We start from the raw sequence: 25,651 nt of genomic DNA, 5'->3' as shown, positions 1-25,651 counted from the left end.
CGTCACCGAGCGGTGCGGCCGACGGGGGAGGGACCGCGTCACGAGGCCCGAGCACCAGGGGCCTCGTGACGCGGCAGGTCAGCTCCGGTCCCGCCCCAGGCCCGTGACGAACCCGGACCATGCGCTCCGCGCGAACACGAGCCGGGGGCCGCCGCGCCCCTTGGAGTCCCGTACGTGTATGGCGGCGGCGTCGGCGGCGATCTCGACGCACGCCCCGCCTTCACCGCTGCTGTAGCTGCTCTTGAACCAGTCCAGCCGTGCGGGCTGTTCAGTGTTCATCGGTCTCCCAGCATCTTCTCGATCAGGGTCAGTGACTCTCCCGGTGTGAGCGCCTGTGCCCTGATGCTGCCGTAGCGTGCGGCAAGAATACGTACCTCGTCCGGATCCGTGATCAGACGGCTGACGTGCTGTACTTCCAGGTACGCCACCTGTGGTCTGCCCTTCGGGGTGAGCAGGATGAAGGGCCCGCCCAGGCTGGGGTGTTCCTTGCGCTCCATCGGCAGCACCTGGAGTTCCACACTGCGTAGCCTGCCGAACTTCAGCAGCGCTTCAAGTTGTTTCCGATGAACGTCCCACCCACCCAGTGGGCGACGCAACACGGATTCCTCGAGGATGAAGGTCGTGAACGGCGGAGGCCAGCGGTCGAAGATCTGCTGGCGGTCCAACCGTGCGGCCACCCGCTGTTCGACGGTCGTCTCGTCCAACAGGGGTTGGCGGGTACCGAACACCACACGTGCGTGAGCCTCGGTTTGAAGGAGCCCGGGGACGGCGAGCGAGCTGTAGTCGTGCAACTCGACCGCCTCCGCCTCCAACCGCGCGTAATCCCGGAACCACTCCGGATGACGCACCCTCCGCCGGGTCTTCGCCCGCTCCACGTCCTCCGCCGCGGACGCCAGCAGGCCGCCGCAGTCCAGCAACCGGTCCACCGCGACCAGCAATTCCGGCTGAGGCGTCCGCCGGGCCCGCTCCACCGACGAGATCGTCTCCTCGCCGTACCCGATCCGGTCGCCCAGCTCCTTCTGGCTCAGCCCGGCCCGCTCCCGGGCGACCTTGATCTGCCGCCCCAGGGCCCGGAACAGGTCCGCGACCTCGTCCGTACCGTCCGCCTCGCCGCCCGTGGGGACCCCCGTGCCCGACTGTGCTGCCATGCCGTACCACCACCCTGTTCCTCGTGCGGAGGGCGAACCGGCGAAAGCCCGGCCGGGGCACGGCCGGACGCCCGTACACTACACCGTCCGCACCGGGACAGTCACCCTGCGTACCGCCCGGAGTGCTCCCCACGGTAGGACGACTCGGTCACTCTGGGTGATGTGAATCAGGAAACCGTCACCGCACCCGGTGAACCGATCGTCGGCACGGCCCGCTTCCGTACCTTGTTTCCCACCACCGCGCACGGCGCGCACACCGCGCGTCACGCCGCCGAGCGTTGGCTGGCCGAGCGGAAGGGCGGGCCGGAGTCCGCCGACGACGACAGCGCGGCCACGGCCTCCCTCCTCATCGCCGAACTGACCGCGAATGCGGCCCTACATGGCCGGGTAAGGGGCAGAGCCGCACGCCTCGCCCTCACCCTCACCCCCATCACCCTGCGGATCGAGGTTACCGACGCGCGGGGCGAGCGCCGCCCCGTGCCGGCCCCGGCCGTCGATGCCGACGGTGAGTCCGGACGGGGTCTGCTCCTGGTCGCCTCGCTCGCCGACGCCTGGGGCTGCGAGCCGTATCCGCCGGGCGGCAAGACGGTGTGGGCGGAGTGCGCCCGGCGGGCACCGCTCAGGACGAGCCCCGGCTCTCCCAGCGGTCCCGGAACCACGTCAGCGTCTCGGTGAGCAGTTCCCGGTTGCGCTCCTTCTCCAGCAGGGACAGCCGGATGTTGGGGCGCAGCTCCAGCTTGCCCTCCGGGATGTCGACACCGTCCAGGGCGTTGAGGCGGGTCAGGAGTTCGGCGCGCAGCGCACGGTCGGTGAACGGCTCCCGTGCGGCCATGGACTGGAACACCACCTCCGCCGTGCCCCCGCGCCCGGCGCCCGGGTAGAGCGTCATCGGCCAGATGCCGCGCCCGGGGCCGCCCGCCTCGCCGAGCATGAGGTAGGCGCTCGTGGTGACGTGTCCGGCGCCGTGGCCGATCCAGCCGCCCAGTGACTCCCAGTGGGTGAAGAGCGCGCGGACCGCCTCGACCGTCTCGGGGGAGTCGTCGGCGGCGAGCTGGCGGAAGAACCGTTCGGCGCGGGTCTCCTCGCCCGGCGTTCCGACGGTCCCGTCCTGCGCGGTGTCCTCGCCGTCCGCCCGGTCGTCGTCCGTGCCGGCGAGCAGCGCGGCGAGGTCGTCGGCGGTGAGCCGCTGGGCCGGGTCGGCGGCCCCGGTGGCCGTGAAGCGGACACCGTCGGCGGTCAGTCGAGCGCGGACGTCGTCGCTTCCCGCCTCCTGGGGTGTCGCCCACCGGAAGCCGTCGGAGACCTTGCCCTCGGAGGTGAGGACGCGGTACGCGTTGACCACTCCGGGGGTGTTGGCCAGGTGGTTGCCCACGGCCTGGGCGCCGGAGCCGAGGAACGCGGCGAGGTCGCCGTAGGAGGTCCAGGTGCCGTGGGGGAGTGCGGCGAGAACCTGGTGGGCGAGCTGCCAGTCGCGGCTGCGCTCCGCCCGGCCGACTCCGCGCAGCGGGGCCGGCCACAACGCGATCGCACGGTCCGCGAGTTCGTCGGCGCGGGCCAGGATCTCGCGCACGCCCCAGCGCTCGGTGGCGGCGATGCGGCGGTTCATCTCCAGGTGACTGCCCCGCAGCAGGTCCTGCTTGCGCTCGAAGGGGTGGTTGGACAGCTCCGCGTTGACCGCGGTGAGCGTCAGGTTGCCGAGGGTGTGCTGGAACCGGGCGTGCAGTTCCTCCGCGGTCTCGCCCTCGTCGGCCTCCTCGCCCAAAACACGCAGCCACTCGTCGCCGGGCGACTGCGGCATGACGTGCTCGACGGTGAGCTGCGCGGCGGCGAAGTCGACCGGCTCGGGATGTCCGTAGCTCTCCTCCAACCGCTGCAGCACCAGCTTGCGCTGCTGCCACCGGCCGTACTGGTAGAACGGCGCCGTCCTGATCTTCTCGCGCAGTTCGGCGTCGTCGGGCCAGAAGCGGTTCTCGGAGGAGAGGAGCCGGTGCAGCCCCTCGGCGACGGGCACGTCGAGCGGGAGCTGTCCGGGCACTGCCTGGAAGATCCGGTTGAGGTTGTTGGTCGGGACCCGGCAGATCATCCGGCGGACGAGGAAGCTCTCGATGTACGCCAGGGCGCGGGCGGTCTCGGAGGAGTCCAGCTCCCCGCGCTCGCGCCGGTCGAACAACAGCATCAGGGCGGGGTAGGTGACGGCCGCCTGCCACGCGTCCAGGCGGCGGAGCGCCTCCCGGACCGCGGGGTCGGGCTCCTCCTCGGGGTGCAGCAGCCGGCGGAAGTGGGCGCTGCGACGGTGCAGTTCCCTGATGTACGCCTCGATCTCCGCGTCGCCGGCTTTCGTGTTCTCGAAACGCCTCTGCTGGGCGGCATAGAGGTCCTGGCGGCGGACCCGGTCATCTCCGTCGAGTACGAGTTGCAGCCACATGAGCTGTTCCAGCTCGTCGTTGCTCAGGCTCTTCTGCAGGGGGAGCCAATAGGTCTCGTAGACGTGCTCGCCGCGCGCTTGGAGCTTCATGAAGAGGTAGTTGCGCAGCAGGTCGGCCTGGCTCAGCTTGAGGCCGGTGTTGTTGAGCGACTCGAAGATGCGGTGGACGTTGTCACCGCGCTCGGCGGTCACCGCCACCAGCGCGAGCCGGGAGGTGATCGCCTGCTCGATGCGGAACACGTCCTGCGGGGCCGCCGGATCGCCCGCCTCGACCAGCTTCTTGCGGAAGAAGGCGTAGGCGGTGGCGACGCCGCTGCCGGTGGCCTGATCGGTGAGGGGGCCACGGATGTGGGCGGCGAACTGCGTCCGGTCCGCCTGCGTCGGCAGCAGACGGAGGTGGTCGTTGCCGCTCTTCCACTTGTTGATCAGGTACTGCTCGTCGATGCGCTGGGCCTCGACCGGCGCGGTGTCCGCGACATGATCGCGGATGGCGGCCAGGGCCAGGGACAGCGTGGTCAGCCGCTGCTGGCCGTCGACGACGAGCCAGCGGGGGAACGTCGCGTCGTTCTGCGGTGACGGCGCGAGCACCACCGAACCGAGGAAGTGCGTGCTTCCCTTCTCCTCAGCCGACTCGAGCAGCCCGGCCTGTTCCAGGATGTCGCTCCAGAGCTGTTTGAGGTGCTTCTCGGTCCAGGAGTACGTCCGCTGGTAGAGCGGCACTTGGAACTGCTGGGCCCGGCCCTGCATGAGATCGGCGAACAACGTCTCCTTGGCCTGCATATGGCGGCCCCCCTTGATCCTCGGTCGTCCGCCGCCGATTACACCAGGCCCGGCCGGTCTCCGTACTCGAAAAGCCCCAGGACTGCGAAACTGTGACGTATGCGGTCACACCGCAGTCCGTGAACCGGGTTGACGCATGCGTCCTGCGTCGACCTCGACAAAAGGCTGCGGTGCAGTCAATCCGCGAGGCCGTAGATCCTGCTGGCTCCGGAGCGGTGTTGCCGGGGGGTGGCTGCGATGGGGCGCCCTTCGAAGAGCACTCGGAACCACTCGTCCTCCAGGAGGACCGTGACGATCTCACCGCAGTACTGCACGCCCACATGGATCGTCTGTCGGTCCACCATAATCTGTCCGCTGTGGTGGACCTTCCGGGTTACGTGAAGCTCGTCAGTGAGATCCACTGGCGGATCCACAGGAACGGCATGCGGTTCGACAGCCGGACGCGGTGGGGTGACGACTGGGGAAGGCGGAACAACGACCGGCGGGCTGAGGTACCTCCAGGTGTGCGCGCGCAGTTTCGACATGGCCTTGGATTCGACCTGGCGTACGCGTTCTCTCGTAACTCCCAGGACTTGCCCGACGGCGTCCAGGGTTGACTCGGGCCCTCCGTCGAGCCCGTACCGCAGGGTCATCAACCGACGCTCACGATCACTGAGGCAGTCGAGGAGATCGTGTACCTCTTCCGGGGACAAATCCTTGTAACGGGTGTCGGCTTCGGACCAGTGCGGCCCGCGAATGGTCCGATCGGCCTCTTCGTGCAGAGCGTCCTCGCCGATTGCCTCGATCAAATCTTCGAGTGGGACGGTGCGGCGTACCTGCGACAGAAGTTCGGACGCCTTTTCCGGAGACAATCCCGCACCAGCGGCTACGGCCGGAAGAGCGTCGACAGGCGTGCTGTGGCCCAGTTCTCGTGCGATCCTGCGGAGTGCGGTCACAGCTTCGTGGGCGTGTGCCGGGAGCCGTACTGTACGACTCTTGTCCGCCAGAGCCCGTTGGATCGCCTGGCGAATCCAGTTCGTGGCGTAGGTCGAGAACTTGTACCCCTTGCGGTGGTCGAACAGCTCGATCGCGTGCAGCATGCCGAGGTTGCCCTCCTGGATCAGGTCCATGAGGTCCACGCCGCGCCCGGTGTATCGGACGGCGATGCTCACCACCAGCCGGAGGTTCGCGTGGGCGAACTGTGTGAAGGCCTGCTCCCCGAGCCGGACGAGCTGTTCGAGCTCGCACCGGAGCTTGGGGGCGAGCTTCCTGCCGGCTTCGTCCAGCTTTTCCCGCGCGAGTAGTCCCGCCTCGATGGCCTGGGCCAGCTCCGCCTCCTGCTGCCGGGAGAGCAGTGGATACCTGCCGATCACCTTGCGGTAGTACTTCAGCGGGTTGAAGAAGGCCTGGCCCGTACCGAAGCTCTCGAAGGATGCGTCGGCGGCATTGGCGACAGGGCGCGTCGGAGGCTTCGGTGCTGGTGCCGGTGCCGGTGCCGGTGCCGGTGCCGGTGCCGGTGCGGGTGGGGCCGACGGGGCCGGAGCCGGCCGCAGCGTCTGCATCGTCAGTGCGGCCAGGTCGAGTCGGCTGTCCGGTCCCAGCTCGATGGTGAAGCGCGGGCCGGGCGCTCTCTGCGCCGGTACGGCGGGGAGTGCGAGGGGTGCAGGTGCCTCCTTCGAAGGCGGAGTGGGCGTGGGGCGAGCCGGCCCGGACGATGCTGAAGGACTGCCGGTCGGTATGCCGAACGAGGCCGCCAGGGCGGGAGGCAGCGTCACGCCTTCCCGTGCGACCCGGTTCAGGGCCTCGGCGATCACGGTCTTGTCCGTTCCCATCAGCAGCTGCCGCAGGCCAATCGAGGTGAGGACGCGTTCCGGGCCTGCCGCCGCCAGAAGTGCCGCGTGCAGCGCGGCCGCTGCTCCAGCCTCGACGTCCGTCGTCATCGACGCCCCCCTTGTGCCCAACAGCAGTGCAACGAGCTCTCTCGTATGGAACCACCGGCCACTGACAACTGCGTCACGAATGAAGGCAGGCACTCGTTGTCAGGCAGGGCCCTTCATGTGCTCCGGCAGAACCGGTGCTCGCTGTTCCGTTTGCGTGGAACCTGTGTTCCCAACGCAAAGGAATGGTAGAACGGTAAACATCAGCCGGTCCGGACCGCAAGGAGGTACGGCTCGGTCGGGGAGGGAAACATGCTGGTGGATCCCGCGCAGCTGCTGGACGACTGCGAGCGGGCATGGCGCGAGGCGGGGGAGCCGTCGGCCGTGGAAGGGGTGGAGTCCGTCCTCCGGCGGACTGCGTTCGTCCTGGAGGCGCTGGTGGCCTACGCGCTGCTCGCCGAGCGGTCCGGCCTGCCGAAGGACACCGTGTTCACTCGCTGGCCCGCCTGCACGGTGCACGCAGTGGCGCTCGGTGCGGAGAGGGAAGGGCCCGGTCTCGCCCACCTGTTGTCCGAGGCGCGGGCGCGTGTCGTCGAGGCCCGTCCCGAGCTCGGCCGCCGTCGCGCCGCCCTGAGAGCAGCGACGGCCGGTGAGGTCTGGGTCACGGCCGCCCAGGAGGCGGCCCGCTCGCTGGGCTGGGTCTGGCGTCCACCGGCCCTCGCGGACCCGCCGGACGCCCCTCCGCCCGCCCCCGTCGCCCGAGGCGTCACGGCTCCGCCCGAACTCCGTCTCGGGCCCGGCGCGGGCAGTGTCCTGCTGGTTCTGCCCGGTGACCAGGGGAGACCCGGCTGGCAGCTGGCGGCCGACGGCGAGTCGGTCACCGCGTCGCCGCCGCACTGGGTCCTTCCCGGTCCCGTGCGCCGCGTCGAGGCCACCGACCCGACGGGCACCACCCATGTGTCGGCCGTCGTCGACCCGGACACCGTCCTGCTGGCCTTCGCCGCCGACGGCCACCGCGTCCCCCTCGACGAGCCGCTGCCCGCCACCGAGGTTCACCTGCTGCACGTGGGCGCCCTGGAGACGGAGGGCGCGCAGGCCGCGGCCGTCGAACTGCCCACCCCGTACGGCTGGAGCGGTTGGACCCTGAGCAAGGTGTCCCTGGCCGGCGTGACCCGGCTCCGTACCTCGGGGGCGGCATCGGGCAACTGGCTGGAGGTGGCCGTCGGGCGGTCGTTCGGCTGGGAAGGCGGCGCGACGCTGCCCTGGCTCACCGGTGAGGACGGAGCACCGGTGTGGCACCGGCCGCCCGCACTCCGGCTCCGGCGCAAGCCGGGTGAGCCGGAGGCACGGCACTGGCAGGTGGAGGTGCGCCGCCCCGGCCGTGAGGAACCGCTGGCCTGCCTCACCGGCGCGCCCGGCGCCCTCCTCGACCCCTGGCGGGACGTCCCCGGCCCGCTGCTCGGCCCGTACGAGCTCCTCGTCCACCGCCTTGACCGGAGGCGGGGGCGGCGCCTCACGGCCTTCCTGGCCGAGGGCGTCGAGGCGACCCCCTCCGCCGAGTGGCGCCTGCTCGCCCCGCACGGCGGACTGGCGCCGGCGCGCCTGACCCTCCGTACCAGCCGGCCGGTGACCGCCTCCAGCAATGCGGTCGCCTTCGCCTCGTACGAGATCGCCAAGGAACTCGTCCTGCGCGACGGTACGAGCGAGTTCCCCGTCCAGGCGCTCGTCCCGCACTCCGAGGTCCGCCTGGAACTCGACGGCCGGCCCCTCGCCTGGTCCGTCCGGCCGCTCGACATCGACGCGGCCGACCTGGTGCGCGACAGCGCCCTGACCGTGCGGCTGCCGGAGCAGGCGGTGGCCGTGACCCCCGAACTGGCCCTCGTCGTCGAGGACGCGACCCTGCTCACCCTGACACCGGAACGCCGCACCCGGACCCGCAAGGGCGACCTGCGCTACTCCCTGACCGCTTTGACGGACACCGTCCGCGACTGCGCCAAGGCCGAACTGCGCCTGTTGGTCGCGGGGCAGAGCGTCCACGTCGGCACCGTCCGCACCCAGCCCATCGCGGAGGACGTCGTACCGGACGGCGCCGGACTGCTGCTGCGCGGGCTGCGCCACCCCGGTGAGCTGACCGCCCGGATCCACAGGGTCCTCGCCCCGTGGCAGCAGCCGCTGAGCGTGCCGGTCGACGACAGCGGCCGTATCCCGCTGCCCGCCGCCTGGCGCTCGGCCGGCCCGCTCGTCGTGAGCCTGCACGCCGGGGCCCCCACGGCCGACACCGCGCCCTCCTGGCCCCGCCTGCGCGACCGCGACACCCTGGTGCTGCGCCGTTCCCCCTGGACGTCCGCGGTCGTCGAGGCCACCGCCGCGACCCGGACCACGGAGTACCTGGGCGGACGCGGGACGTTGCCGCGGGGCACCGACGCCCTTCCTTACCAGTGGGTCGTGGCCGCCCGCGGCCGCGACCTGCAGGCGTGCGGAGCGAAGGAGAGCGCACCGGCGGAGTGCCGCCAGGCCCTGGGGGACGCCGGGGCCGACGCCCTTCTGGGAGCGGCCGGCAGTTCCCTGCGCTCCGGAGAACTGGCCGCCGTGCTGGTGGGCAGCGGCCTGGCCGCCCTGCGCATCCGTGAGGTGGAGGACCCGGCCGCCGTACGCCCCGTCTGGCGGCGGGCGCCCCTGTGCGCACTGCTGCTCACGGCGCCGCTGCTGCCGTACCTGTCCGGCGACCCTGCCTATGAAATCGACGAGTTGTACCCGGAGGAGAAGGAACTCCTGGACGAGGTGGGGCAGTTCTTGGGAGGTGCCGGTACGGCGATCCTGGCCGGACACGAGGACCCCAGCCGCACGGTCGGCCGGTTCGACGGCCACGTCCGCATCCTCGACGGACTTCCCGAGATCCAGCAGCAGGCCATGTGGCGCACGGCGGGTGTCGTACCGCGCGGGCTCCTGGACACCGACACCCGGGCCGCGGCTGCCTGGCAGGCCTTCCGGGACCGACGCAACCTCCAGTACTACACCGTGCGTGAGGAGTGCGAGGAGTGGCTGGAGGCCGTCGAGAACTTCCTCGACGAGGGGCACGGCCTCCTGGCGCAGGCGTTCCGCGACCGGGGACCTGGTCCGCTGCGTGGTCCCGGCGAGGCGTGGATGCGGGTGCCCCAGTTGTCACTGGGCTGCGCGCTGATCGCGCGGCTCGCCGCCGCGGGGGACCAACGGGCCGTCAGACTGGAGCGTGGGCTGCGGCCGTTGTGGACGTCCGTGGCCGCCCACGCACCCGACCTCACCGCCGTCGACCTCGCCCTCGCGGAGTGCCTGGTCACCACCGAGACGGTGCGGGCGACCGGCTGAGTCCGGCCGGAGGCAGGCGTCCCGCCCGAACGGGCCCACGGACCCGCGTCTCACCGGTCCTCAGCCGCCGCCCAGCACCGTCACACCTGTCCGCCCCGCCCGCCGCAGACCCGGAGCCAGCCCGTGCACAGCCTCGACCCGCTCGCTACATCCACACTGATCAGCGACACCTACCGCCGCTATCTGCGCTCCCTGCTGCCCCTGCGCGAACCCCGCCTGGCCGAGGCCCTCGCCCACGCGATCGACACCAGCCCGCTGCTCACCAAGGGGCCTCTGCTGGAGGCCACCCCCGCCTACGCGCCGGGCGCCACCCTGAACGAGCTCATCGGCGAGGGCGTACTGGACCCGGCGTTCCGACAGTTGACGGGCCCCGCCCTGCCCGCCGACCGCCCCCTGTACCGGCACCAGGAGCAGGCGCTGCGCAAGGCCGTGGCCGGACGCAACCTGGTCGTCGCCACGGGCACGGGCTCCGGCAAGACCGAGAGCTTCCTGCTGCCCGTTCTCAACGCGCTCGCCGCCGAACACGCCCGCGGCACCCTCGGCCCCGGGGTCCGCGCCCTGCTGCTGTACCCCATGAACGCGCTCGCCAACGATCAGATGAAGCGCCTGCGCCGACTGCTCGCCGGAACACCGCACATCACCTTCGGCCGCTACACCGGCGACACCAAGGACGACCCGCGCCAGGCCACCGATACCTTCGAGCAGCTCAACCCCGGCGAGCCGCGCCTGCCCAACGAACTGCTCAGCCGCCGCGAGATGCGCGCCACGCCGCCCCACATCCTGCTCACCAACTACGCCATGCTGGAGTACCTGCTGCTCCGTCCCCAGGACATGGACCTCTTCGAAGGCGAGCACGCGGGCGGCTGGAAGTTCGTCGTCGTCGACGAGGCCCACGTCTACGACGGAGCACGCGGCGCCGAACTGGCCATGCTGTTGCGCCGGCTGAAGGACCGGGTGGGGCAGGGACGCGACATCCAGGCGATCGCCACCAGCGCCACCGTCGGTGCCGAGGAGAACCCCGCCGCCGTCACCGCCTTCGCCCAGGCACTCTTCGACGTCCCCTTCCACTGGGACGCCGACGATCCGGACGCACAGGACCTCGTCACCGCGACTCGGGTGGCCGCACCCGACGGCCCCCACTGGGGACCGCTGCCGACCACCGAATACCTGCGTCTGGCCGCCACGGCCGACCCCGGCCCCGAGATCGTGTCGGCCGCACGCATGCACGGACTGCCCGCGACCACCACCCCGGCCGCTGCCCTCGCCGACGAAGCCGGCACCGCCGCCCTGCGCCGGGCCCTCGCCGAAGGGCCCCGGCCCGTAGGCGAGATCGCCCACGCCGTCTTCCCCGGCGACCCGGTGGGGCCGGCCGCCGTCACCGCGCTCATCCAGCTCGCCAGCCAGGTGACCGACACCGACGGCGCCCCAGTTCTCTCCGCCCGCTATCACCTCTTCGCCCGCGCCACCGAAGGCGCGTTCACCTGCCTCGACCCGGCCGGCCCCCACCTCGACCTGGCCCGCCACGAGGTCTGCCCGCACTGCACACGGCCCTCCTTCGAACTGGGCGCCTGCCGCCGCTGCGGCGCCGTCCACCTGCACGGCACCCTCGACGGCCCCGGGGGGCGGTCCCGTCTCGTGCACCGCAAGTCCCCCGACAAGCCGCACACCTGGCTGCTCCTGGACGGGGACGGCACGGGCGCGGGTGTCGACGAGGACGACGAAACCCTCGGCGAGAGCGCCAAGGGCGGACTCAGCGAGCGCAGACTGTGCACCCGCTGCGCCAGCGTGCACTCCGCCGGGACAGTGGCCTGTGCGGTGGACGGCTGCGAGGGAAGCGAGCTGCGTCGCGTTCATCAGCTGGACACCCGTGAGGGAACCCCGGCCTCCTGCCTGGCCTGCGGCGCCCGTGGCCACGGCATGATCCGGCTCTTCGAGACGGGTAACGAGGCCGCCGCCGCCGTTCTGGGCACCGCCCTCTACCAGGCGCTGCCACCGGAGACCGACGGCCCCGCCGCCGCACTGCCCGGACGCGGCCGCAAGCTCCTGTTCTTCAGCGACAGCCGCCAGGCCGCCGCGTACTTCGCCCCCTACCTCGAGGGCTCCTACACCCGTATCCAGCACCGACGCCTGATGACCCAGGCCGTCCTGAAGGGCTGCCCCGACCCTGACGAGCCGCTGCACATCGACGACCTCGTCGCCCACACCGTCCGCGCCGCCGACCGCGCCGGAGTCTTCCGCCGCAACGACTCCCGCCAGGCCAAGCAGCGCGAGGTCGCCCTGTGGGTGATGCAGGAAGTGCTCAGCATCGACGACCGACAGTCGCTCGAAGGCCTCGGCCTGCTCCGGGTCGACCTCGACCGCGAACCCTTCTGGCAGCCGCCCGCCGCTCTCACCTCCCTCGGCCTGAGCGACGATGAGGCCTGGTGGCTGATGCAGGAGCTGCTGCGCACCGTACGCAACCAGGGTGCGCTCACCATGCCCGAGGACGTCGACGCGGGCGACGAGGCGTTCTCCCCGCGTCGCGGACCCGTCTGGGTCCGCTCCAAGGGATCCGACGCCAAACGCAAGGTGATCAGCTGGTTGCCCAGCGCCGCGGGTGTCTCCAACCGGCGCGTCGACTACCTGGAGCGGGTGCTCGACGCCCTCGGGCACCAGGGCGACCGGCGTGGGGCCGCCCTGGAGATCCTGGGCCGGCTGTGGACCGACCTCACCACCGGACACCTCGCCGACTGGCTGCCGGGGGAGAACCAGGTCGGCATCGGCGCGGTCCGTCGGCTCGACCACGCCTGGCTGCGCCTGCGGCCCGTCACCGAGGACAGCGAGCCGCTTCACGCCTGTGACCGCTGCCGTCGGGTCGTCGCCGTGTCCGTACGCGGGGTGTGCCCCACCCTGCGCTGCACCGGCCGCCTCGAGGAGTACAAGCCGACCACCGAGACGGACGGCCACCTCCGGCGTCTCTACCGCACCTTCGACCCCGTTCCGCTGCGCGCCCAGGAACACACGGCCCAATGGACCGGTGAGAAGGCCGCAGAGATCCAGGGCGAGTTCGTCCGCGGCCAGGTCAACGCCCTTTCCTGCTCAACCACTTTCGAGCTCGGCGTCGACGTGGGCGAACTGCAGGCCGTCGTCCTGCGCAACATGCCGCCCTCCACCGCCAACTACGTGCAGCGGGCCGGACGTGCCGGCCGGCGCGCGGACTCCGCCGCGCTCGTGCTCACCTATGCCCAGCGACGTCCCCACGACCTCGCACGGTTCGCGGAACCCCAGCGGATGATCGCCGGAGAGGTCCGGGCCCCGATCGTCCCCGTCGACAACGTCCGCATCGACCGCCGCCACGCCCACTCCATCGCGCTCGCCGCGTTCTTCCGCGCGATGAAGGAGGAGCGGGGCCGTATCTGGCGCAAGGCGGGTGAGTTCTTCCTGCCCGACGACACCACCGGCGAGACCGCGGCCCACATCGTGCGCGACTGGCTCACGCCCGTTCCGGAGAGTGTGGCGGCCTCGATCCGTCGGGTGCTCCCCGCAAGCGTCCAGGACGAGATCGACGTGGAGTCGGGCTCCTGGATCGGCGAACTGGACCGGTTGCTGCGGGCCGCGGGACAGATCCTCGAACAGGACGTCACGGCCTACAGAGAGCGCCGCGACCAGGCGGTGGCCGCCCGCAAGTACCGGCTGGCGGACATGTACGAGAAGGTCATCCGCAACCTGACGCACCGTGACCTCCTCGGTGTCCTGGCCAACCGCAACGTCTTGCCGAAGTACGGCTTCCCCGTGGACACCGTCGAACTGCGCATCCCGCAGGACAGCGGCGCCGTGTCGGGCCAGCTCGAACTCACCCGCGATCTCAGTGCCGCCGTCTACGAGTACGCGCCGGGAGCCGAGATCGTGGCGGGCGGCCGTCTGTGGGAATCCGCAGGCGTCTACCGCCTGCCCGACCGTGAACTGGTCAGCCGGTACTACACCGTGTGCGGCACCTGCGGCCGTTACGGTGAAGCCACCGAGCCCGTCGATCCCACCTGCACCGCCTGCGGCACGCTGTCCACCTCCGCGCCGCGCCGCTACGTCGAGCCGGTCTACGGTTTCGTCGCCGCGCGCGGACCCCAGCGCAGCCCGGGACAGACACCGCCGCGCCGCTCCTGGTACGGCGACGTCCACATGTCCACCGACACCGCGGACGTCCACGAGGGGATCACCGTTTTCGCCTCCGGACACGCCACAGCCTGGTCGGCGGGCGCCCGGGGCGAGATGGTCGTCGTCTCGGAGGGACCGGGCGGTGCCGGGTACGAGATCTGTGACTGGTGCGGCTGGGGCCGTCCGCACGCCCGCGCGGCATCCCAGCGTGCGGGACACCCCCATCTCCTGAAGGACGCGCAGTGCACCGGCCCGCTGCGGGTTGTGTCCCTCGCCCACCGGTACCAGACGGACTTCCTCCAGATCCACCTCGATCCGCTCACCGCACTCAGCGCGACGCAGGAAACCCTGCGTTCCGGTCTTTACGCACTACTGGAAGGTGCGGCCACCCACTTGGAGATCAGCCGGGACGACATCGACGGCACGGTTCACACCGGAACCGACGGAATGCCGTTGCTGCTGCTCTTCGACACCACACCGGGCGGCGCGGGCAACGCGATCCGTGTCGGCGAACATCTCGAAGCGGTCGTCGAGGCGGCATGCGCCCGGGTGGCCAGCTGTGAGTGCGGACCGGAGAGCAGCTGCTACGCATGCCTGCGTACCTTCCGCAACGAGCGTTTCCACGAGTTGCTGAGCCGCTGCGAGGCCATGGCGCTCCTCGACACCTTGGCGGGCAGGAGCACGAGCTGATCGGAATGCAGAGATTGCGCCCCTGTGCGATTCGAAACCGAGCGGGGGCTCGGGAGACCACCCCGGTGCCCGGTGAAGATGGCCGGTCCGTCCGCTGCCGGGCGGGAAGCGCCGGCCGTGTTCCCCTCACAGGGACGTCAGCACCTGCGGTGAGAGGTTCTTGATCATGGTGTTGGTCCAGCGCATCTGGCGCAGGGTCTCCGGGTGGCACTCGGAGGCCAGGGCGAGCAGACCGGTGTCGCGGGTGGCCTGGGCGGCCTGCGCGAGCATCTCCCAGTACAGGGAGTTTCCCGCCGCGTCGAGGTGCAGCTTGCGCAGGTCGCGCAGGAGGAGGAGGCCCGGTTCGGGCCGGTGGACGACCGCCTCGGCCGTCTTCTCCCGGAGCGTCGACAGCACCCCCGCGGAGTCGTCCCCGGAGGGGTCGCCGAGGTGCACGCCGTGGTCGCGGCCGGTGTCGGCCAGGCGCTGGACGTGGGTGTGGGACCACCGGGCGAGGTCGGTGGCGACGTGGTGGACCTCGTGTTCCGTGCGGTGGCGTTCCGCCACCGCCGTCAGCTCCTTGGCCAGGTGCTTCTCGCCGTGGTGGAGCGCGCGCAGGACGAGGGTGACGCCGTTCATTCCGGCTGCTCCTTCCGGCGGTCCGGGGGAGCGCCGACGGACTCGGTGACGAGGGCGGAGGGGCCGCCGACCGTGTCCGGGACGGTGCCGGCGCGGGACGGGGCGGACGCGGTGGTCGTCGGTGCGGGGGCGGGACGGCCGTCACCGCGTTCGACGCGCCGCAGGGCCGCCGCGGCGGTCTTGTACAGCGGCTGCTTGGAGGCCGGGTCCCAGTCGGTGACGGTGGTCTCGTTCGCGGCGCGTCCCGGTGTGCCGCCGTCCGGGGCGTGACCGCCCCCGGTGTCCCAGTAGCCGTAGTGGAAGGGGACGAACAGCAGCCCCGGACGGATGTCCGTCACCCGGAGCCGTCCCCGCAGGGCGCCGCGCGGCGTGGCCACTTCCACCAGGTCGCCCTCGTCGAGTCCGAGCGCGGACGCGTCGGAGGGGGAGGCCTCCACCCACACGTCGGGGGCGGCTTCGTTCAGCTGGGGGGCACGGCCCGTCTTCGTCCGCGTGTGGAAGTGGTAGAGCGTCCGGCCGGTGGTCAGCTGGAACGGGTACTCCTCGTGGGGCGTCTCGTGGGGCGGCAGGTAGGCGGCGGCCTTGAGCATGGCCTTGCCGTCGGGGTTGAGCGAGCGGTACTCGACGACGTCGTCCGCCGCGCCGGTCACCAGGTCCTTGCCGTAGGTCTCGCAGACGTCGGGGTGGGCCCAGCCGATCCCGTCGGTGTAGAGGCGGTCCGTCCCCTCCGGGGCACGCTCGTTGCACGGCCACTGGATGCCGCTGCCCCCGCGCAGCTTGCCGTGGCTGAGGCCGGTGTAGTCGCACGGGCGGCCGGCGCTGCACCGTTTCCACGCCTCGAACGCGGACTCCGGGTCGTGCCAGCTGATCAGGGGCCCGCCGTCCTTGTCGCGGAAGTCCATGCGGGCGGCGTAGTCGAGGAAGATGTCCAGGTCCGGCCTGGCCTCGCCGGGCGGATCGACCGCCTTGTCGGACAGGTGCACGGTGCGGTCGGCGTTGGTGAACGTGCCGGTCTTCTCGCCCCACGTCGCCGCGGGCAGCACCACGTCCGCCAGTTGGGCGGTCTCGGTGAGGAACAGGTCCTGCGCGACCACGAACAGGCGGTCCTGGGCCAGGACCGAGCGGATCCGGGACAGCTCGGGCAGCGAGACCGCCGGATTGGTGCCGCTGATCCACAGCATGCGGATCGAGCCCTGCTCGGCGTAGCGGAACATCTGCATCGCGTGGGTGGGCGGGGCGTAGTGGGGGATCGTCTCCGGGTCGACGTTCCACACCCGCGCCAGGTCGGCCACGTGGTCGTCGTTCTGCCAGTTGCGGAAACCCGGCAGGTCGCCGTTGGCGCCGCACTCACGGGTGTTCTGGGCGGTGGGCTGCCCGTTCATCTGGAGGACCCCGGCGCCGGGCCGTCCGAGCATGCCGCGGATCAGGTGCAGGTTGTTGATCTGCACGGCGGCGGCGGTGGCCTGGTGGGACTGGTAGACGCCCTGCAGCACCGTGGACAGCAGCCGGTCGGCCGCGCCGAGGAGTTCGGCGGCCTCGCCGATGCGGGCGGCCGGGACGTCGCAGATGTCGGCCGCCCACCGCGGGGTGCAGTCCTTCACCCGGGACGCCAGCTCCTCGAAGCCGACGGTGTGGGCCGCGACGTAGTCGTGGTCGACGCGGTCGGTGCGGATGATCTCGTGCAGTAGGGCGTTGAACAGCGCCACGTTCGTCCCGAGGCGGGGAGCCAGGTGCACGGTCGCCCTGCGGGCCGGCCGGGTGGGACGCGGGTCGACGCACAGCAGGCGGGGCGGGTCGCCGCCCTCCAGCCGGTCCAGGAGGCGCATCCACTGCACGGGCTGGGTCTCGGCGAGGTTGTGCCCGAACAGGGCGATCACGTCGGCGTGGTCGATGTCGTCGTAGGTGCCCGGCTGTCCGTCGCACCCGAAGGACTCCTTCAGCGCCTCGGCGGCGGTGGACGTGCACAGGCGGGTGTTGCCGTCGAGGTGGTTGGTGCCGATCCCGGCCCGGGCCAGAACCGCCAGGGTGTAGTACTCCTCCAGGAACAGCTGCCCGGAGGTGTAGAAGCCGATCGACCCCGGACCGCGTTCGCGCAGCAGCTCCCGGGAACGGGTCACGATCCGGTCCATCGCGGTCGCCCAGTCGCACTCCACCAGTTGCCCGTCCCGGCGTACCAGCGGCCTCGTGAGCCGGTCCGGCGAGGCGTTCGCCTGCCATCCGAAGAGGTCCTTCGGTCCCAGCCGGCCGCGGTTGACGCGGTCCTGCGTCCGGCCGCGCACCCCGGCCATGCGTCCGTCCACGACCGCGATGTCCATCGCGTCCCCGTCGGAGTGCAGGATCGACGCGGCCTGGACCCACCGCTGCACCGTGTCCGGGTCGACTCCCTCCCGCAGGCAGGTGTCCTGCCGCTCGGGCCACGACTCGTGTCGGCCGTACGGGGTGCGGCTGCCCCACGGCAGGGCGATCCGGTCCACCGGAGCGACCACGGCTACCTCCCAGGGAACGGCGGCGAAGCCCGACGTACGTGCGTCCTCGGTACCCCTGCCCCCCGATCCCTAACGCCGCCGTCCGCGTCCCGGGCGCCGCATGCGTCGCATGTGTCGCCGCGGCGGGGCCCCTCGTCCGCGCTTCCGCGTCGTGGAGTCGCGGATCGGAGGAACCGCGGCCGGAAGGACCGCGGCCGGTGGTGCCCGTCCTCGCGGCGGGAGCCGCTGCGGCGGTCATGGTGCCGGGCATCGCGCGGGCGGCACCGCCCGGCGGCGGGGACGTCACGGCCGTGGTGCCCGAGGGGAGTTCGGCTCGGGCGCCGAGCGTGCGGGCCGGCCTCGTTGTGGCACGCATCGATTTCTTCCTCCACGGCAGCACCTTTTTCCGGTCGATCCGTGGGCTCCGCCGACGGCGTGCCCCGCGGGTCGGCCGCCCACCGCGTCAACGCCGCCGAGCCCCGCATCTGCGGATTCCTACGGCGTTCGGTGTTCAAAAGTTGTTGAAATCCCTTACTGAAAATTACGGAAAGGTGGCGCAAACCTCAACCGACCGCCGATGGGCCGCTCTAGCCTGAAGTCCGTCGGTTCATGAGTTGAAGGGGAGCAGTCCCATGCGCCAGGTAATGCGTCCATTCATCATGACGGCGGCAGCACTGCTGCCGGTACTGACGGGCAGCGCGGCAGCACACGCGACGCCGTCCGAGACCGAGCGGGCGCAGACCGACGCCCCCGCCTGCGTGGAGGTCGGCGCCGACTGGCGCTACACGTTCGTCACCAACACCTGCTCCAGCACGTACACGCTGACCGTCGCCTACAGCGACGGTCGTGAGGTCCCGTGCCGCGTCGTCCACCCCGGCGACCGCGTCACCTTCCCCGGCCACGGCACCCGGGGCGACCGAGTGCTCGGCGCCGTCCTGTGCTCCGGCGGCACCGGCCACTGACGGGCCCGTGCTCCGGCGGCACCGGCCGCACACGCGGGGCCGGCCCCGGACCGGACGGTCCGGGGCCGGACGTGTTCGCCGCCGCTCAGCCGAACGCGGCGGCGAACATGCCGGGTTCGTAGGAGCCTCCCCGCTGGTGCACGATCACGGCGAGCCGGTTGGCCGCGTTGATCAGGGCGACCAGGGCGACCAGCGCGGCGGTCTGGTCGTCGTCGTAGTGCTTGCGCACCTGGGCCCAGGTCTCGTCGGACACGCCGGGGTGGGCGTCGGCGAGCCGGGTGCCCTCCTCGGCGAGCGCCAGCGCGGCCCGCTCGGCCTCGGTGAACACGGTGGACTCGCGCCAGGCGGCGACCAGGTGGAGCCGGACCGCGGTCTCACCGGCCGCCGCGGCCTCCTTGGTGTGCATGTCGATGCAGTGGCCGCAGCCGTTGATCTGGCTGGCGCGCAGCGACACCAGTTCCTGGGTGGACCTCGGCAGCGTCGACTGGTGGACCACCAGGCCGGCGCCGGCGAACCGCTTGGCGAACCTGGCGGCGACCTCGTTGTCGAACAGGTTGAATCGGGCGTCCATGGCGTTCTCCTCATTCGCGGTGCGGCGATGAACGAACACGAGACGCCGACGGTCCGCTCCCTGTGACGGCGAGGCCGGTGTGACGTGCGCCACCGCTCATGGATGTCACAGAGCCGCGGGGACCGGCGTCCTGTGCGTGGGGCCCCGTCACGAGCGAACAGGCAGGAGCAGCCGGTGAAGAGCGAGTACAGCGAGCGCACACAGGACACGGCCGGGCGGCTCCCCGACCGCGGACGCCCGGACCCCGGTGGTGGACACACGGAACCAGGCGGCGGACGCACGGAACCGGGCGACGGACGCACGGACTTCGCCACCGAGGCGTTCGTCGCCCATCGCAACCTGCTGTTCACCGTCGCCTACGAGATGCTCGGCTCGGCCGCCGACGCGGAGGACGTCCTGCAGGAGACCTGGCTGCGGTGGGCGGGCGTGGATCTCGGCACGGTGCGCGACCGGCGCGCGTACCTGGTCCGGATCACCACCCGCCAGGCACTGAGCCGGCTGCGCGTACTCGGCCGCCGCAAGGAGTCCTACGTCGGCTCCTGGCTGCCCGAGCCGCTGCTCACCACGCCCGACGTGGCCGAGGACGTCGAGCTGGCCGACAGCGTCTCGATGGCGATGCTGCTGGTGCTGGAGACGCTCACGCCGGTCGAGCGGGCGGTGTTCGTGCTGCGCGAGGTGTTCGACCTCGAGTACGGCGAGATCGCCGAAGCCGTCGACAGGAACCAGGCCGCGGTGCGTCAGATCGCGCACCGGGCGCGGGCACACGTCGCGGCACGCCGGCCGCGCGGGACCGTCTCCCCGGACCAGACCCGGGACGCGTTCGACGCGTTCCGGCGGGCGGTCGAAACGGGCGATCTGCAGGGCCTGCTCGACATCCTCGCGCCGGACGTCGTCCTCCTGGGCGACGGCGGCGGAGTCAGGAAGGCCGTGCCGCGGCCCGTCGTGGGGGTCGGCAAGGTGGCCCGCCTGCTGGCCACCGGGCTGGGCAGGGTCGCGGGCGAGACGTCGCTGCGGACGGCGGAGGTCAACGGCCACCCGGCGCTGGTCCTCCGGCTCGACGGCGTGATCGACACCGTCGTGGCCGTGCGCATCGACGACGGCCTCGTCGCCGGGCTCTACGCCGTGCGCAACCCCGAGAAGCTGTCGTACATGCGGCGGGAGACCGCCCTGCGCCGCTGAGCCCGCCCCCCGGAAACGGCGGCGTCGGACCGTCGACCTCGCGCTCCCCGCCCCCGGCGTCCCGACCGCGTCAGTGACTGCCCCGTCGGCACGGTGCGCTCACGCGTCGCCCGCGCCCGCACCTCGCTGATCGAGTGGCTCGACGACGCCGAGCGCTGCGCCCCGGCCGCCGCCGGGGCCTGACCGGCCGCACCCCACGCTGCCGCCCGGTTCCTCGTCCGGGCGGCAGCGGTCTGGTGCGGTGGGGCGTTCCGGTCCAGAGCCGCCCGCCCTTCCCGGCCGGGCCCACGCTCGCGACCGGGGCCCCCACCCGGTGCCCTCGGCACCGCCCTTCGGCCGGCCGACGTCCAGCCCCACGGACAACGGCGCCCGCCTCCTACTTGCCTTCCGGCAGCGGCTCCGCCTCGCACACCGCGCCGCTCTTCGGGAGCTTCCCGTCGAGCAGATACGCGTCGACGGCGTTCCGCACGCACGTGTTCCCGCTGTTGTAGGCACCGTGGCCCTCACCCTTGTAGGTGAGTTCGAAGCCCACGCCCTTGCCGAGCCGCTCCGCCATGCGGGCGGCGCCCGCGTAGGGGGTGGCGGGGTCGCCGGTGTTGCCGACCAGCAGGATCGGCGGCGCGCCCGGCGCGCTCACCTCGGGGTGCTCGGCCTCTCCCGGCACCGGCCAGCCGTCGCAGGCGAGCAAGCCCCACGCCAGGAGGGGCCCGAACAGGGGTGACGTCTTGACGAACTCGGCCATTCTTTCCTCCACGTCCGCCACGGTGTAGCGGTCGCTGGAGTCGCCGCAGGTGATGGCCCTGAAGGCGTCGTTCTTGTTGCTCTCGTCGTCAAAGCGGTGCTGACTCAGCGCCTTCGCCAGGTCCAGCATGATGTCGCCGTTGTCGTTGGCGGCCGCCTCCAGGCCCACGAGGAGGGCAGGCCAGTAGTCCTGTTTGTAGAGCGCGCCGACGATGGCGGCGAGGAACGCGTCGCCGTCGAGCTCACCTCCGCCCGAAGTGGTGAGCGGAGCGTCGTCCAGGTCGGCCTCGAGCTCCACGGCGGTCTCCACGATCTCCGCGACGTCGTCACCGAGCGCGCAGCCCCTCTCGACGCACCACGCGGCGAAGTGCTCGAAGGCGAGCTGGAACCCGCCGGCCTGCCCGAGGGCTTTCTCCATCGCGTCCAGGGTGGGGTCGACGACGGCGTCCAGGACGGCCCGGCCGACGTTCTCGGGGAACAGATGGGCGTACACGCCACCGAGCGAGGTGCCGTAGGAGACCCCGAAGTAGTGGAGCTTCTCGTCGCCCAGGACGTGCCGCATCAGGTCCATGTCCCGGGCGACCTCGGTGGTGCCGACGTGCGGGAGGACGTCGCCGGAGTTCTTCTCGCACGCCGCGACCGTCTCCCGGTTGAACGCGACCAACGCGTCGATCTCGTCGTCGCCGTCGTCGGGGGTGGCGTCCACCCGGCTCTCGTCGCCGGCATCGGCGTCCAGGCAGCGCACGCCCCGGCTGTTGCCGACGCCGCGCGGGTCGAAGCTGACCAGGTCGTACCGGGAACGGAGCTTCTCGTAGTCGGAGGCCAGAGCGGGCAGGATGGTGACCCCGGAGCCCCCGGGGCCGCCGAAGTTGAAGAGCAGCGAACCGATCCGGTCCTCGGCGTCGCCGCTGGAGCGGGCCCGGATCAGCTCGATGCCCATCGACTCCCCGGAGGGCTTCTCCCAGTCCAGCGGCGCCTGCAGGGTGGCGCACTGCCACCGGGTGCCGTCCGGCAGGAGGGCGGGGGCTTTGCCACCGCCCTGGAGGGGCGAGGGGGCGGGGCAGTCCTTCCAGTCCAGGGACTGCTTCCAGAAGCGGCCTTCGTCCGGTCCGGTGGTCGCTGTGCCGCCGCCACCGCCCTGACTGCCGTCCCGCGCCACCGGCGTACAGGCCGTCAGGGAGCAGGAGAGCAGAGCGGCGGCGGACAGCAGGGCAGCAGCGGATGTCGCTCGTATGGAGGGCATGGCCTCAGCTTTCGGCAGCCCGGCCGGAGGCGCACGGTGTGTCGTCCGTTCGGGGCAGGCAGGCGGTCTCGCCCATCAGCCGTCGTCACTCGGCGAGAACGTGGGCGGCTCTTCGGACGTACGGGGCCGGGTCGAGCCGGAGTCGGTGCGGTTGCCCGGAGGTGAGCCGGCCGCCGTCGAAGAGGAAGCCGATCCCGTCCAGGGGCCGGCCGGTGCCTCGGCCTGTGGCGTGGTGCCGTCCGGGTGGGAGCCGCGCAGGACCACGAAGGCCAGGCCCTCGACGTCGTGACGGTCGGTGGCGGGCCAGCCGGCCCGCAGGTGGGCGAGTTCGTCCTCGTCGAGCGCGATGCCGCGCCGCTCGGCCGGGGTCTCTGCGGCGAGGGGCGTGACGACCACGAGGGCACCGCCGGCGCGCAGCCGACGGCTGAGTGAGGACATGGCGCGCTCGCGGTTCTTCAGGAACGGGTACACGAACCGGAGGGTGATCACGTCGTAGCCGTCGGCGTGCAGCGGTACCGGGTCGTCGCCTTCGATGTCCAGGCACAGCCACCGGGCGGCCTGTCCGTACCGGGCGGTAGCCTCGGCGAGGGCGTTGTCGGACCAGTCGACGGCATCGACGCGGTAGCCGAGCGAGGACAGGTGGGCGGCGAGTTCACCGACCCCGCACCCGACGTCGAGGGCCCTGCCGCCGACCGGGGCGGGGACGTGCGCGGCGAGCAGCGACCGCTCGGAGTCGCTGAGCCGGCGGTAACGGCGGCCGTTGGCGTAGCCGGTGTTCCATGCGTCCTGCGTCGTGAACACGAGGGGGTACGTCCTTCCCGGAAACGGTGAACTCGAGGAAACGGCACAGAGGGACGGTGCGGGTTCGAGGACGGCCGGCCCGTCCGTCGTGCTGTCCGGAGCACCTTTCCGGCCGTGATGCGCGGGCAAGGGATCCGGTGCGGCCGTCGGCATGGCGCACGGTGCTGCCCGAGGAAGCGGTGACGGGTTCGAACACAGGGTGAACGAGCGTAGGGCGGTGCCGAAGTGTGCACGGGTGCTCCTCGGGGCGTGGTGCGGACAGGTGATCGGGTAACGGGGGGATTCCTGCCGCCGTCACGGGTCTGCGGGGGCGACATCCGGAACGTGATGTCGATTGACCGGCCCGGCCCTGATGGAGCGGAGGGGCGCACACCGTGATGCTGTGTTCGATCACTCCTGTGGGTGTGGGTACGGCTTCCGGGGGATTGCGGAGAAGCCTCCGCGTGACGCGGAGGCTTGGCCGGGGGAGCCGCTGCCCCGCCGGTGCCTCACCCGCGCACGGGGTCCCGTGAGAACGATCGCGCGGGCACCCGATCGCAGGGCCGGGGGAGCAGGGGATGCGCGGACGGTGTGTCAGGATCGAGGATCCTTGTCGACGAGCGCGGTCGAGGAAACCGTGTCAGACACTCATGCGGCACGACCCGGCCTGTCGATCGGTCACGAGAACGTCGACGGCACCCGGGTCGTGGTCCTGCGCGGCGAGATCGATCACCACGACCGCGACGGTCTGCAAGAGGCGCTGCTTCCACCGGAGGGAAGCCCGCGGACCGTGGCCGACTTCGGCGGAGTGACGTTCATGGACTCCAGCGGTGTCGACGTGCTCATCGCCACCCACCAGGCCGGAGGCCGGCTGCGCCTGGCGGGCGTGCGGGAGCCCGTCCGGCGCGTCATGGCGCTCGTCGGCATCGACGCGTTCATTCCCTGCCACCCCACCGTCGAGGATGCCCTGACCGGCTGATCGGGGCGACGCCCCGGGACCCCGTCCAGGACGTCGGAGGCACCGGGGGCGATCGCGGCCGTTTCCGTGGTCCTCCGCCCTCCGGCCCTGTTCAGGGGCCTCTTTTCCGGAGGCGGCCGGGTCCTCGCGCCGGGTGCCGTCACCCCGGAGGGAGGGCCACCGTCGTCGTGACCCGGGTGAGGGCGGGGTCCGACGGTGTCGAACCGAACCCGAAGCGCACGGGCGGTTCGACCGGTGCCACCGCTCCGAGGTCGGTGCTCCCGAAGGCAGCCGACACCGCACGGATCGGCAGCAGGTCCCGGGCGCCGTACCACTCGCGGCGGCCCCCACCGGCGCTGCCGCGGGTCCGCACGCCCGGCAGCAGCAGGCGGGCGGGCCGGTCGATCAGCGTGCTCCACACCGGACGGCGGGCGAGCACGCCGGGAACGGCGCGCAGCACGAGGCCCAGAAACCGTCGCCGGCCGGTGGTGAAGCGCAGGTCGAGTGGCCCCGCGGTGACGGTCCAGGTGCCGTCCGTGACACGCACGTCGACCGGGACGACACGCACCGAGTCGAAGAGGTAGGTGCCGCTGATGAAGTCGGCCGTCTCCTGCGTGGGGGCCAGCAGCAGCCTCTCCCCGTCGGCCCGTTCCAGCATCACGTCGCTGAACGCCCCGAACGGTGAGCGCTGCCAGTGTCCGAGCACGATCCGCGTGCCCGAGGAGGTGCCCAGGCCGGCGATCCAGCCGTCGAAGCGCAGCCGCGGGCGCCGCGCGGCCCCGCCGAGCATCCGGTTCATCCGCTCGTCCTCGCTCGGAAGGCTCCCCGGGCCCTGCCCGGAACGGGCCCGGTGCCAGGACGCGTCCCGGACCGCGGCCGGCTCGTCCCGGCCCGTCGGCGGGTCGGTGCCGCCACGTCCGGCCGACCCCGGCAGGGCCGCACTGCACCGGCCGTACAAGGCCGTAACGGGTAAGCCAGTCATCGCCTACAGGGGGACGCTACGCCCCACCTGCCGCGACGGCACCCCGCCCCGAAGCGGGCACGGCGCCCCGGTGGGCTCGCGTCCCGGTGGGCTCGCGCCCGGTGAGCTACGCGGCATCGCTTCCGGATCGACGGGTGGCGCGGCGGCGCAGGTACAGCGGCAGCGCGTACCAGCACAGACCGAACCACAGCATGACCCCGGCGGCGAGTGCTTCGGCGAGGACGCCGGGAACCACGACACGGAGGATCAGCAGGAGCGTGCAGCCGATGGTCAGCGCGAGGAGGACCATGCCGCACATCATCAAGCGGCCGGCGGCCTCCACCAGCTCGTCCTTCATGCGCTGGCCGGACAGGAAGCGGTGGATGGAGACGGGCGCTATGAGCGATCCGGTGGCCGCCGCGCCGAGCACCACGGTGATGACGTAGACGACGCGGTCGAACGTCTCCAATTCCCTGAACAGCGGGGTGAACGCCACACTGAGCAGGAACCCGAAGAGGATCTGCACGCCCGTCTGGGTGACCCGGGTCTCCTGCAGGATCTCGTTCCAGCGGCGGTTGACCCGCTCACGTGCGGTTTCCGGCGCCTCGGCAGCGGGCTGCGGACCGCGGCCGCCGTGGTGCGCGCAGCAGGCGGTGTCCTCCCCGGCCGACCCGCCCGGCTGCTCCGTCATCGTCATGGCACCCTCCGTATCCCCAGGCAGACCGCTTGCCCCGTCCGGGCCCCTTCCATGCGGATCATGGATGCGGGAGGGCCGGTGCCCGCGGGACCGCGGCGAGA

Annotated in this window: 17 protein-coding genes and 1 pseudogene; 7 read left to right on the top strand and 11 right to left on the bottom strand. The window is 71.9% G+C overall.

What is annotated here, in order from left to right:
• Positions 1-78: 78 nt before the first annotated feature.
• Positions 79-279: a DUF397 domain-containing protein gene (locus tag B7L92_RS11280; RefSeq protein WP_081237295.1), complete on the bottom strand. Its 201-nt coding sequence runs from the start codon at positions 277-279 to the stop codon at positions 79-81.
• Complete coding sequence (locus B7L92_RS11275) at positions 276-1,148, bottom strand: helix-turn-helix domain-containing protein (RefSeq protein ID WP_081237294.1); 873 nt, start codon at positions 1,146-1,148, stop codon at positions 276-278. The genes B7L92_RS11280 and B7L92_RS11275 overlap by 4 nt, the downstream gene beginning before the upstream one ends.
• Before the next feature lie 162 nt (positions 1,149-1,310).
• Here B7L92_RS11275 and B7L92_RS11270 point away from each other — a divergent pair, with 162 nt between their 5' ends.
• Positions 1,311-1,823 carry an ATP-binding protein gene (locus tag B7L92_RS11270; protein ID WP_081237293.1) on the top strand — a complete coding sequence of 171 codons (513 nt, stop codon included), beginning with the start codon at positions 1,311-1,313 and terminating at the stop codon, positions 1,821-1,823.
• Here B7L92_RS11270 and B7L92_RS11265 read toward each other — a convergent pair.
• Both B7L92_RS11265 and B7L92_RS11260 read right to left on the bottom strand, forming a co-directional pair.
• Complete coding sequence (locus B7L92_RS11265) at positions 1,768-4,353, bottom strand: GmrSD restriction endonuclease domain-containing protein (protein ID WP_081237292.1); 2,586 nt, start codon at positions 4,351-4,353, stop codon at positions 1,768-1,770. The two genes, B7L92_RS11270 and B7L92_RS11265, sit on opposite strands and share 56 nt — an antisense overlap.
• A gap of 176 nt (positions 4,354-4,529) precedes the next feature.
• A complete protein-coding gene (locus B7L92_RS11260; RefSeq protein ID WP_081237291.1) occupies positions 4,530-6,272 on the bottom strand; it encodes a sigma-70 family RNA polymerase sigma factor in 1,743 nt (580 codons plus the stop codon).
• A 249-nt stretch (positions 6,273-6,521) separates the two neighbouring features.
• Here B7L92_RS11260 and B7L92_RS11250 point away from each other — a divergent pair, with 249 nt between their 5' ends.
• A complete protein-coding gene (locus B7L92_RS11250) occupies positions 6,522-9,554 on the top strand; it encodes a hypothetical protein (protein ID WP_107501448.1) in 3,033 nt (1,010 codons plus the stop codon).
• Positions 9,555-9,677: 123 nt separating this feature from the next.
• Complete coding sequence (locus tag B7L92_RS11245; RefSeq protein WP_081237288.1) at positions 9,678-14,375, top strand: DEAD/DEAH box helicase; 4,698 nt, start codon at positions 9,678-9,680, stop codon at positions 14,373-14,375.
• Positions 14,376-14,501: 126 nt separating this feature from the next.
• Here B7L92_RS11245 and B7L92_RS11240 read toward each other — a convergent pair whose 3' ends face one another.
• Positions 14,502-14,993 (bottom strand): hypothetical protein, encoded by a 492-nt coding sequence (locus tag B7L92_RS11240; protein WP_081237287.1) that lies wholly within the window; start codon positions 14,991-14,993, stop codon positions 14,502-14,504.
• Positions 14,990-17,479 carry a molybdopterin oxidoreductase family protein gene (locus tag B7L92_RS11235; protein WP_081237286.1) on the bottom strand — a complete coding sequence of 830 codons (2,490 nt, stop codon included), beginning with the start codon at positions 17,477-17,479 and terminating at the stop codon, positions 14,990-14,992. The genes B7L92_RS11240 and B7L92_RS11235 overlap by 4 nt, the downstream gene beginning before the upstream one ends.
• Before the next feature lie 611 nt (positions 17,480-18,090).
• On the opposite strand from B7L92_RS11235, the gene B7L92_RS11230 reads away from it, so the two are divergent.
• Positions 18,091-18,420, top strand: coding sequence for an alpha-amylase inhibitor (locus B7L92_RS11230; RefSeq protein ID WP_255310880.1), 330 nt, complete (start codon positions 18,091-18,093; stop codon positions 18,418-18,420).
• Positions 18,421-18,505: 85 nt separating this feature from the next.
• Here B7L92_RS11230 and B7L92_RS11225 read toward each other — a convergent pair whose 3' ends face one another.
• Entirely contained in the window at positions 18,506-18,991 is a 486-nt protein-coding gene (locus B7L92_RS11225) for a carboxymuconolactone decarboxylase family protein (protein ID WP_081237284.1), read from the bottom strand.
• A 174-nt stretch (positions 18,992-19,165) separates the two neighbouring features.
• Between B7L92_RS11225 and B7L92_RS11220 the strand changes: the two genes are divergently transcribed.
• Positions 19,166-20,170, top strand: a complete 1,005-nt coding sequence (locus tag B7L92_RS11220; protein WP_081237283.1) for an RNA polymerase sigma-70 factor — start codon at positions 19,166-19,168, stop codon at positions 20,168-20,170.
• Positions 20,171-20,239: 69 nt separating this feature from the next.
• A pseudogene (locus B7L92_RS39350) lies at positions 20,240-20,353 on the top strand (sigma-70 family RNA polymerase sigma factor); the annotation flags it as partial.
• Positions 20,354-20,546: 193 nt separating this feature from the next.
• Here B7L92_RS39350 and B7L92_RS11215 read toward each other — a convergent pair.
• Positions 20,547-22,154: an alpha/beta hydrolase gene (locus B7L92_RS11215; RefSeq protein ID WP_081237282.1), complete on the bottom strand. Its 1,608-nt coding sequence runs from the start codon at positions 22,152-22,154 to the stop codon at positions 20,547-20,549.
• A 75-nt stretch (positions 22,155-22,229) separates the two neighbouring features.
• Positions 22,230-22,955: a class I SAM-dependent methyltransferase gene (locus B7L92_RS11210; protein WP_081237281.1), complete on the bottom strand. Its 726-nt coding sequence runs from the start codon at positions 22,953-22,955 to the stop codon at positions 22,230-22,232.
• Positions 22,956-23,571: 616 nt separating this feature from the next.
• Here B7L92_RS11210 and B7L92_RS42230 point away from each other — a divergent pair.
• On the top strand, positions 23,572-23,913 hold the full coding sequence (locus B7L92_RS42230; RefSeq protein WP_255310879.1) for an STAS domain-containing protein: 342 nt from the start codon (positions 23,572-23,574) through the stop codon (positions 23,911-23,913).
• 139 nt (positions 23,914-24,052) lie between these two features.
• Here the strand turns inward: B7L92_RS42230 and B7L92_RS11200 are convergent, their stop codons facing one another.
• Complete coding sequence (locus B7L92_RS11200; protein ID WP_081237299.1) at positions 24,053-24,691, bottom strand: hypothetical protein; 639 nt, start codon at positions 24,689-24,691, stop codon at positions 24,053-24,055.
• 289 nt (positions 24,692-24,980) lie between these two features.
• Positions 24,981-25,550 carry a DUF6328 family protein gene (locus B7L92_RS11195; protein ID WP_081237279.1) on the bottom strand — a complete coding sequence of 190 codons (570 nt, stop codon included), beginning with the start codon at positions 25,548-25,550 and terminating at the stop codon, positions 24,981-24,983.
• Positions 25,551-25,651 lie beyond the last annotated feature (101 nt).

Source organism: Streptomyces viridosporus, assembly GCF_002078235.1.
Lineage (GTDB): Bacteria > Actinomycetota > Actinomycetes > Streptomycetales > Streptomycetaceae > Streptomyces > Streptomyces viridosporus.
Note: the sequence above shows the minus strand (reverse complement) of the source record. Positions and strands in the feature narration are given on the sequence as shown.

Bases quoted from the DNA above. Each gene is read 5' to 3' on its own strand.
- B7L92_RS11280 (WP_081237295.1), bottom strand. From the start codon at position 279: ATGAACACTGAACAGCCCGCACGGCTGGACTGGTTCAAGAGCAGCTAC.
- B7L92_RS11275 (WP_081237294.1), bottom strand. From the start codon at position 1,148: ATGGCAGCACAGTCGGGCACGGGGGTCCCCACGGGCGGCGAGGCGGAC.
- B7L92_RS11265 (WP_081237292.1), bottom strand. From the start codon at position 4,353: ATGCAGGCCAAGGAGACGTTGTTCGCCGATCTCATGCAGGGCCGGGCC.
- B7L92_RS11260 (WP_081237291.1), bottom strand. From the start codon at position 6,272: ATGACGACGGACGTCGAGGCTGGAGCAGCGGCCGCGCTGCACGCGGCA.
- B7L92_RS11250 (WP_107501448.1), top strand. From the start codon at position 6,522: ATGCTGGTGGATCCCGCGCAGCTGCTGGACGACTGCGAGCGGGCATGG.
- B7L92_RS11240 (WP_081237287.1), bottom strand. From the start codon at position 14,993: ATGAACGGCGTCACCCTCGTCCTGCGCGCGCTCCACCACGGCGAGAAG.
- B7L92_RS11230 (WP_255310880.1), top strand. From the start codon at position 18,091: ATGCGCCAGGTAATGCGTCCATTCATCATGACGGCGGCAGCACTGCTG.
- B7L92_RS11225 (WP_081237284.1), bottom strand. From the start codon at position 18,991: ATGGACGCCCGATTCAACCTGTTCGACAACGAGGTCGCCGCCAGGTTC.
- B7L92_RS11215 (WP_081237282.1), bottom strand. From the start codon at position 22,154: ATGCCCTCCATACGAGCGACATCCGCTGCTGCCCTGCTGTCCGCCGCC.
- B7L92_RS11200 (WP_081237299.1), bottom strand. From the start codon at position 24,691: ATGAACCGGATGCTCGGCGGGGCCGCGCGGCGCCCGCGGCTGCGCTTC.
- B7L92_RS11195 (WP_081237279.1), bottom strand. From the start codon at position 25,550: ATGACGATGACGGAGCAGCCGGGCGGGTCGGCCGGGGAGGACACCGCC.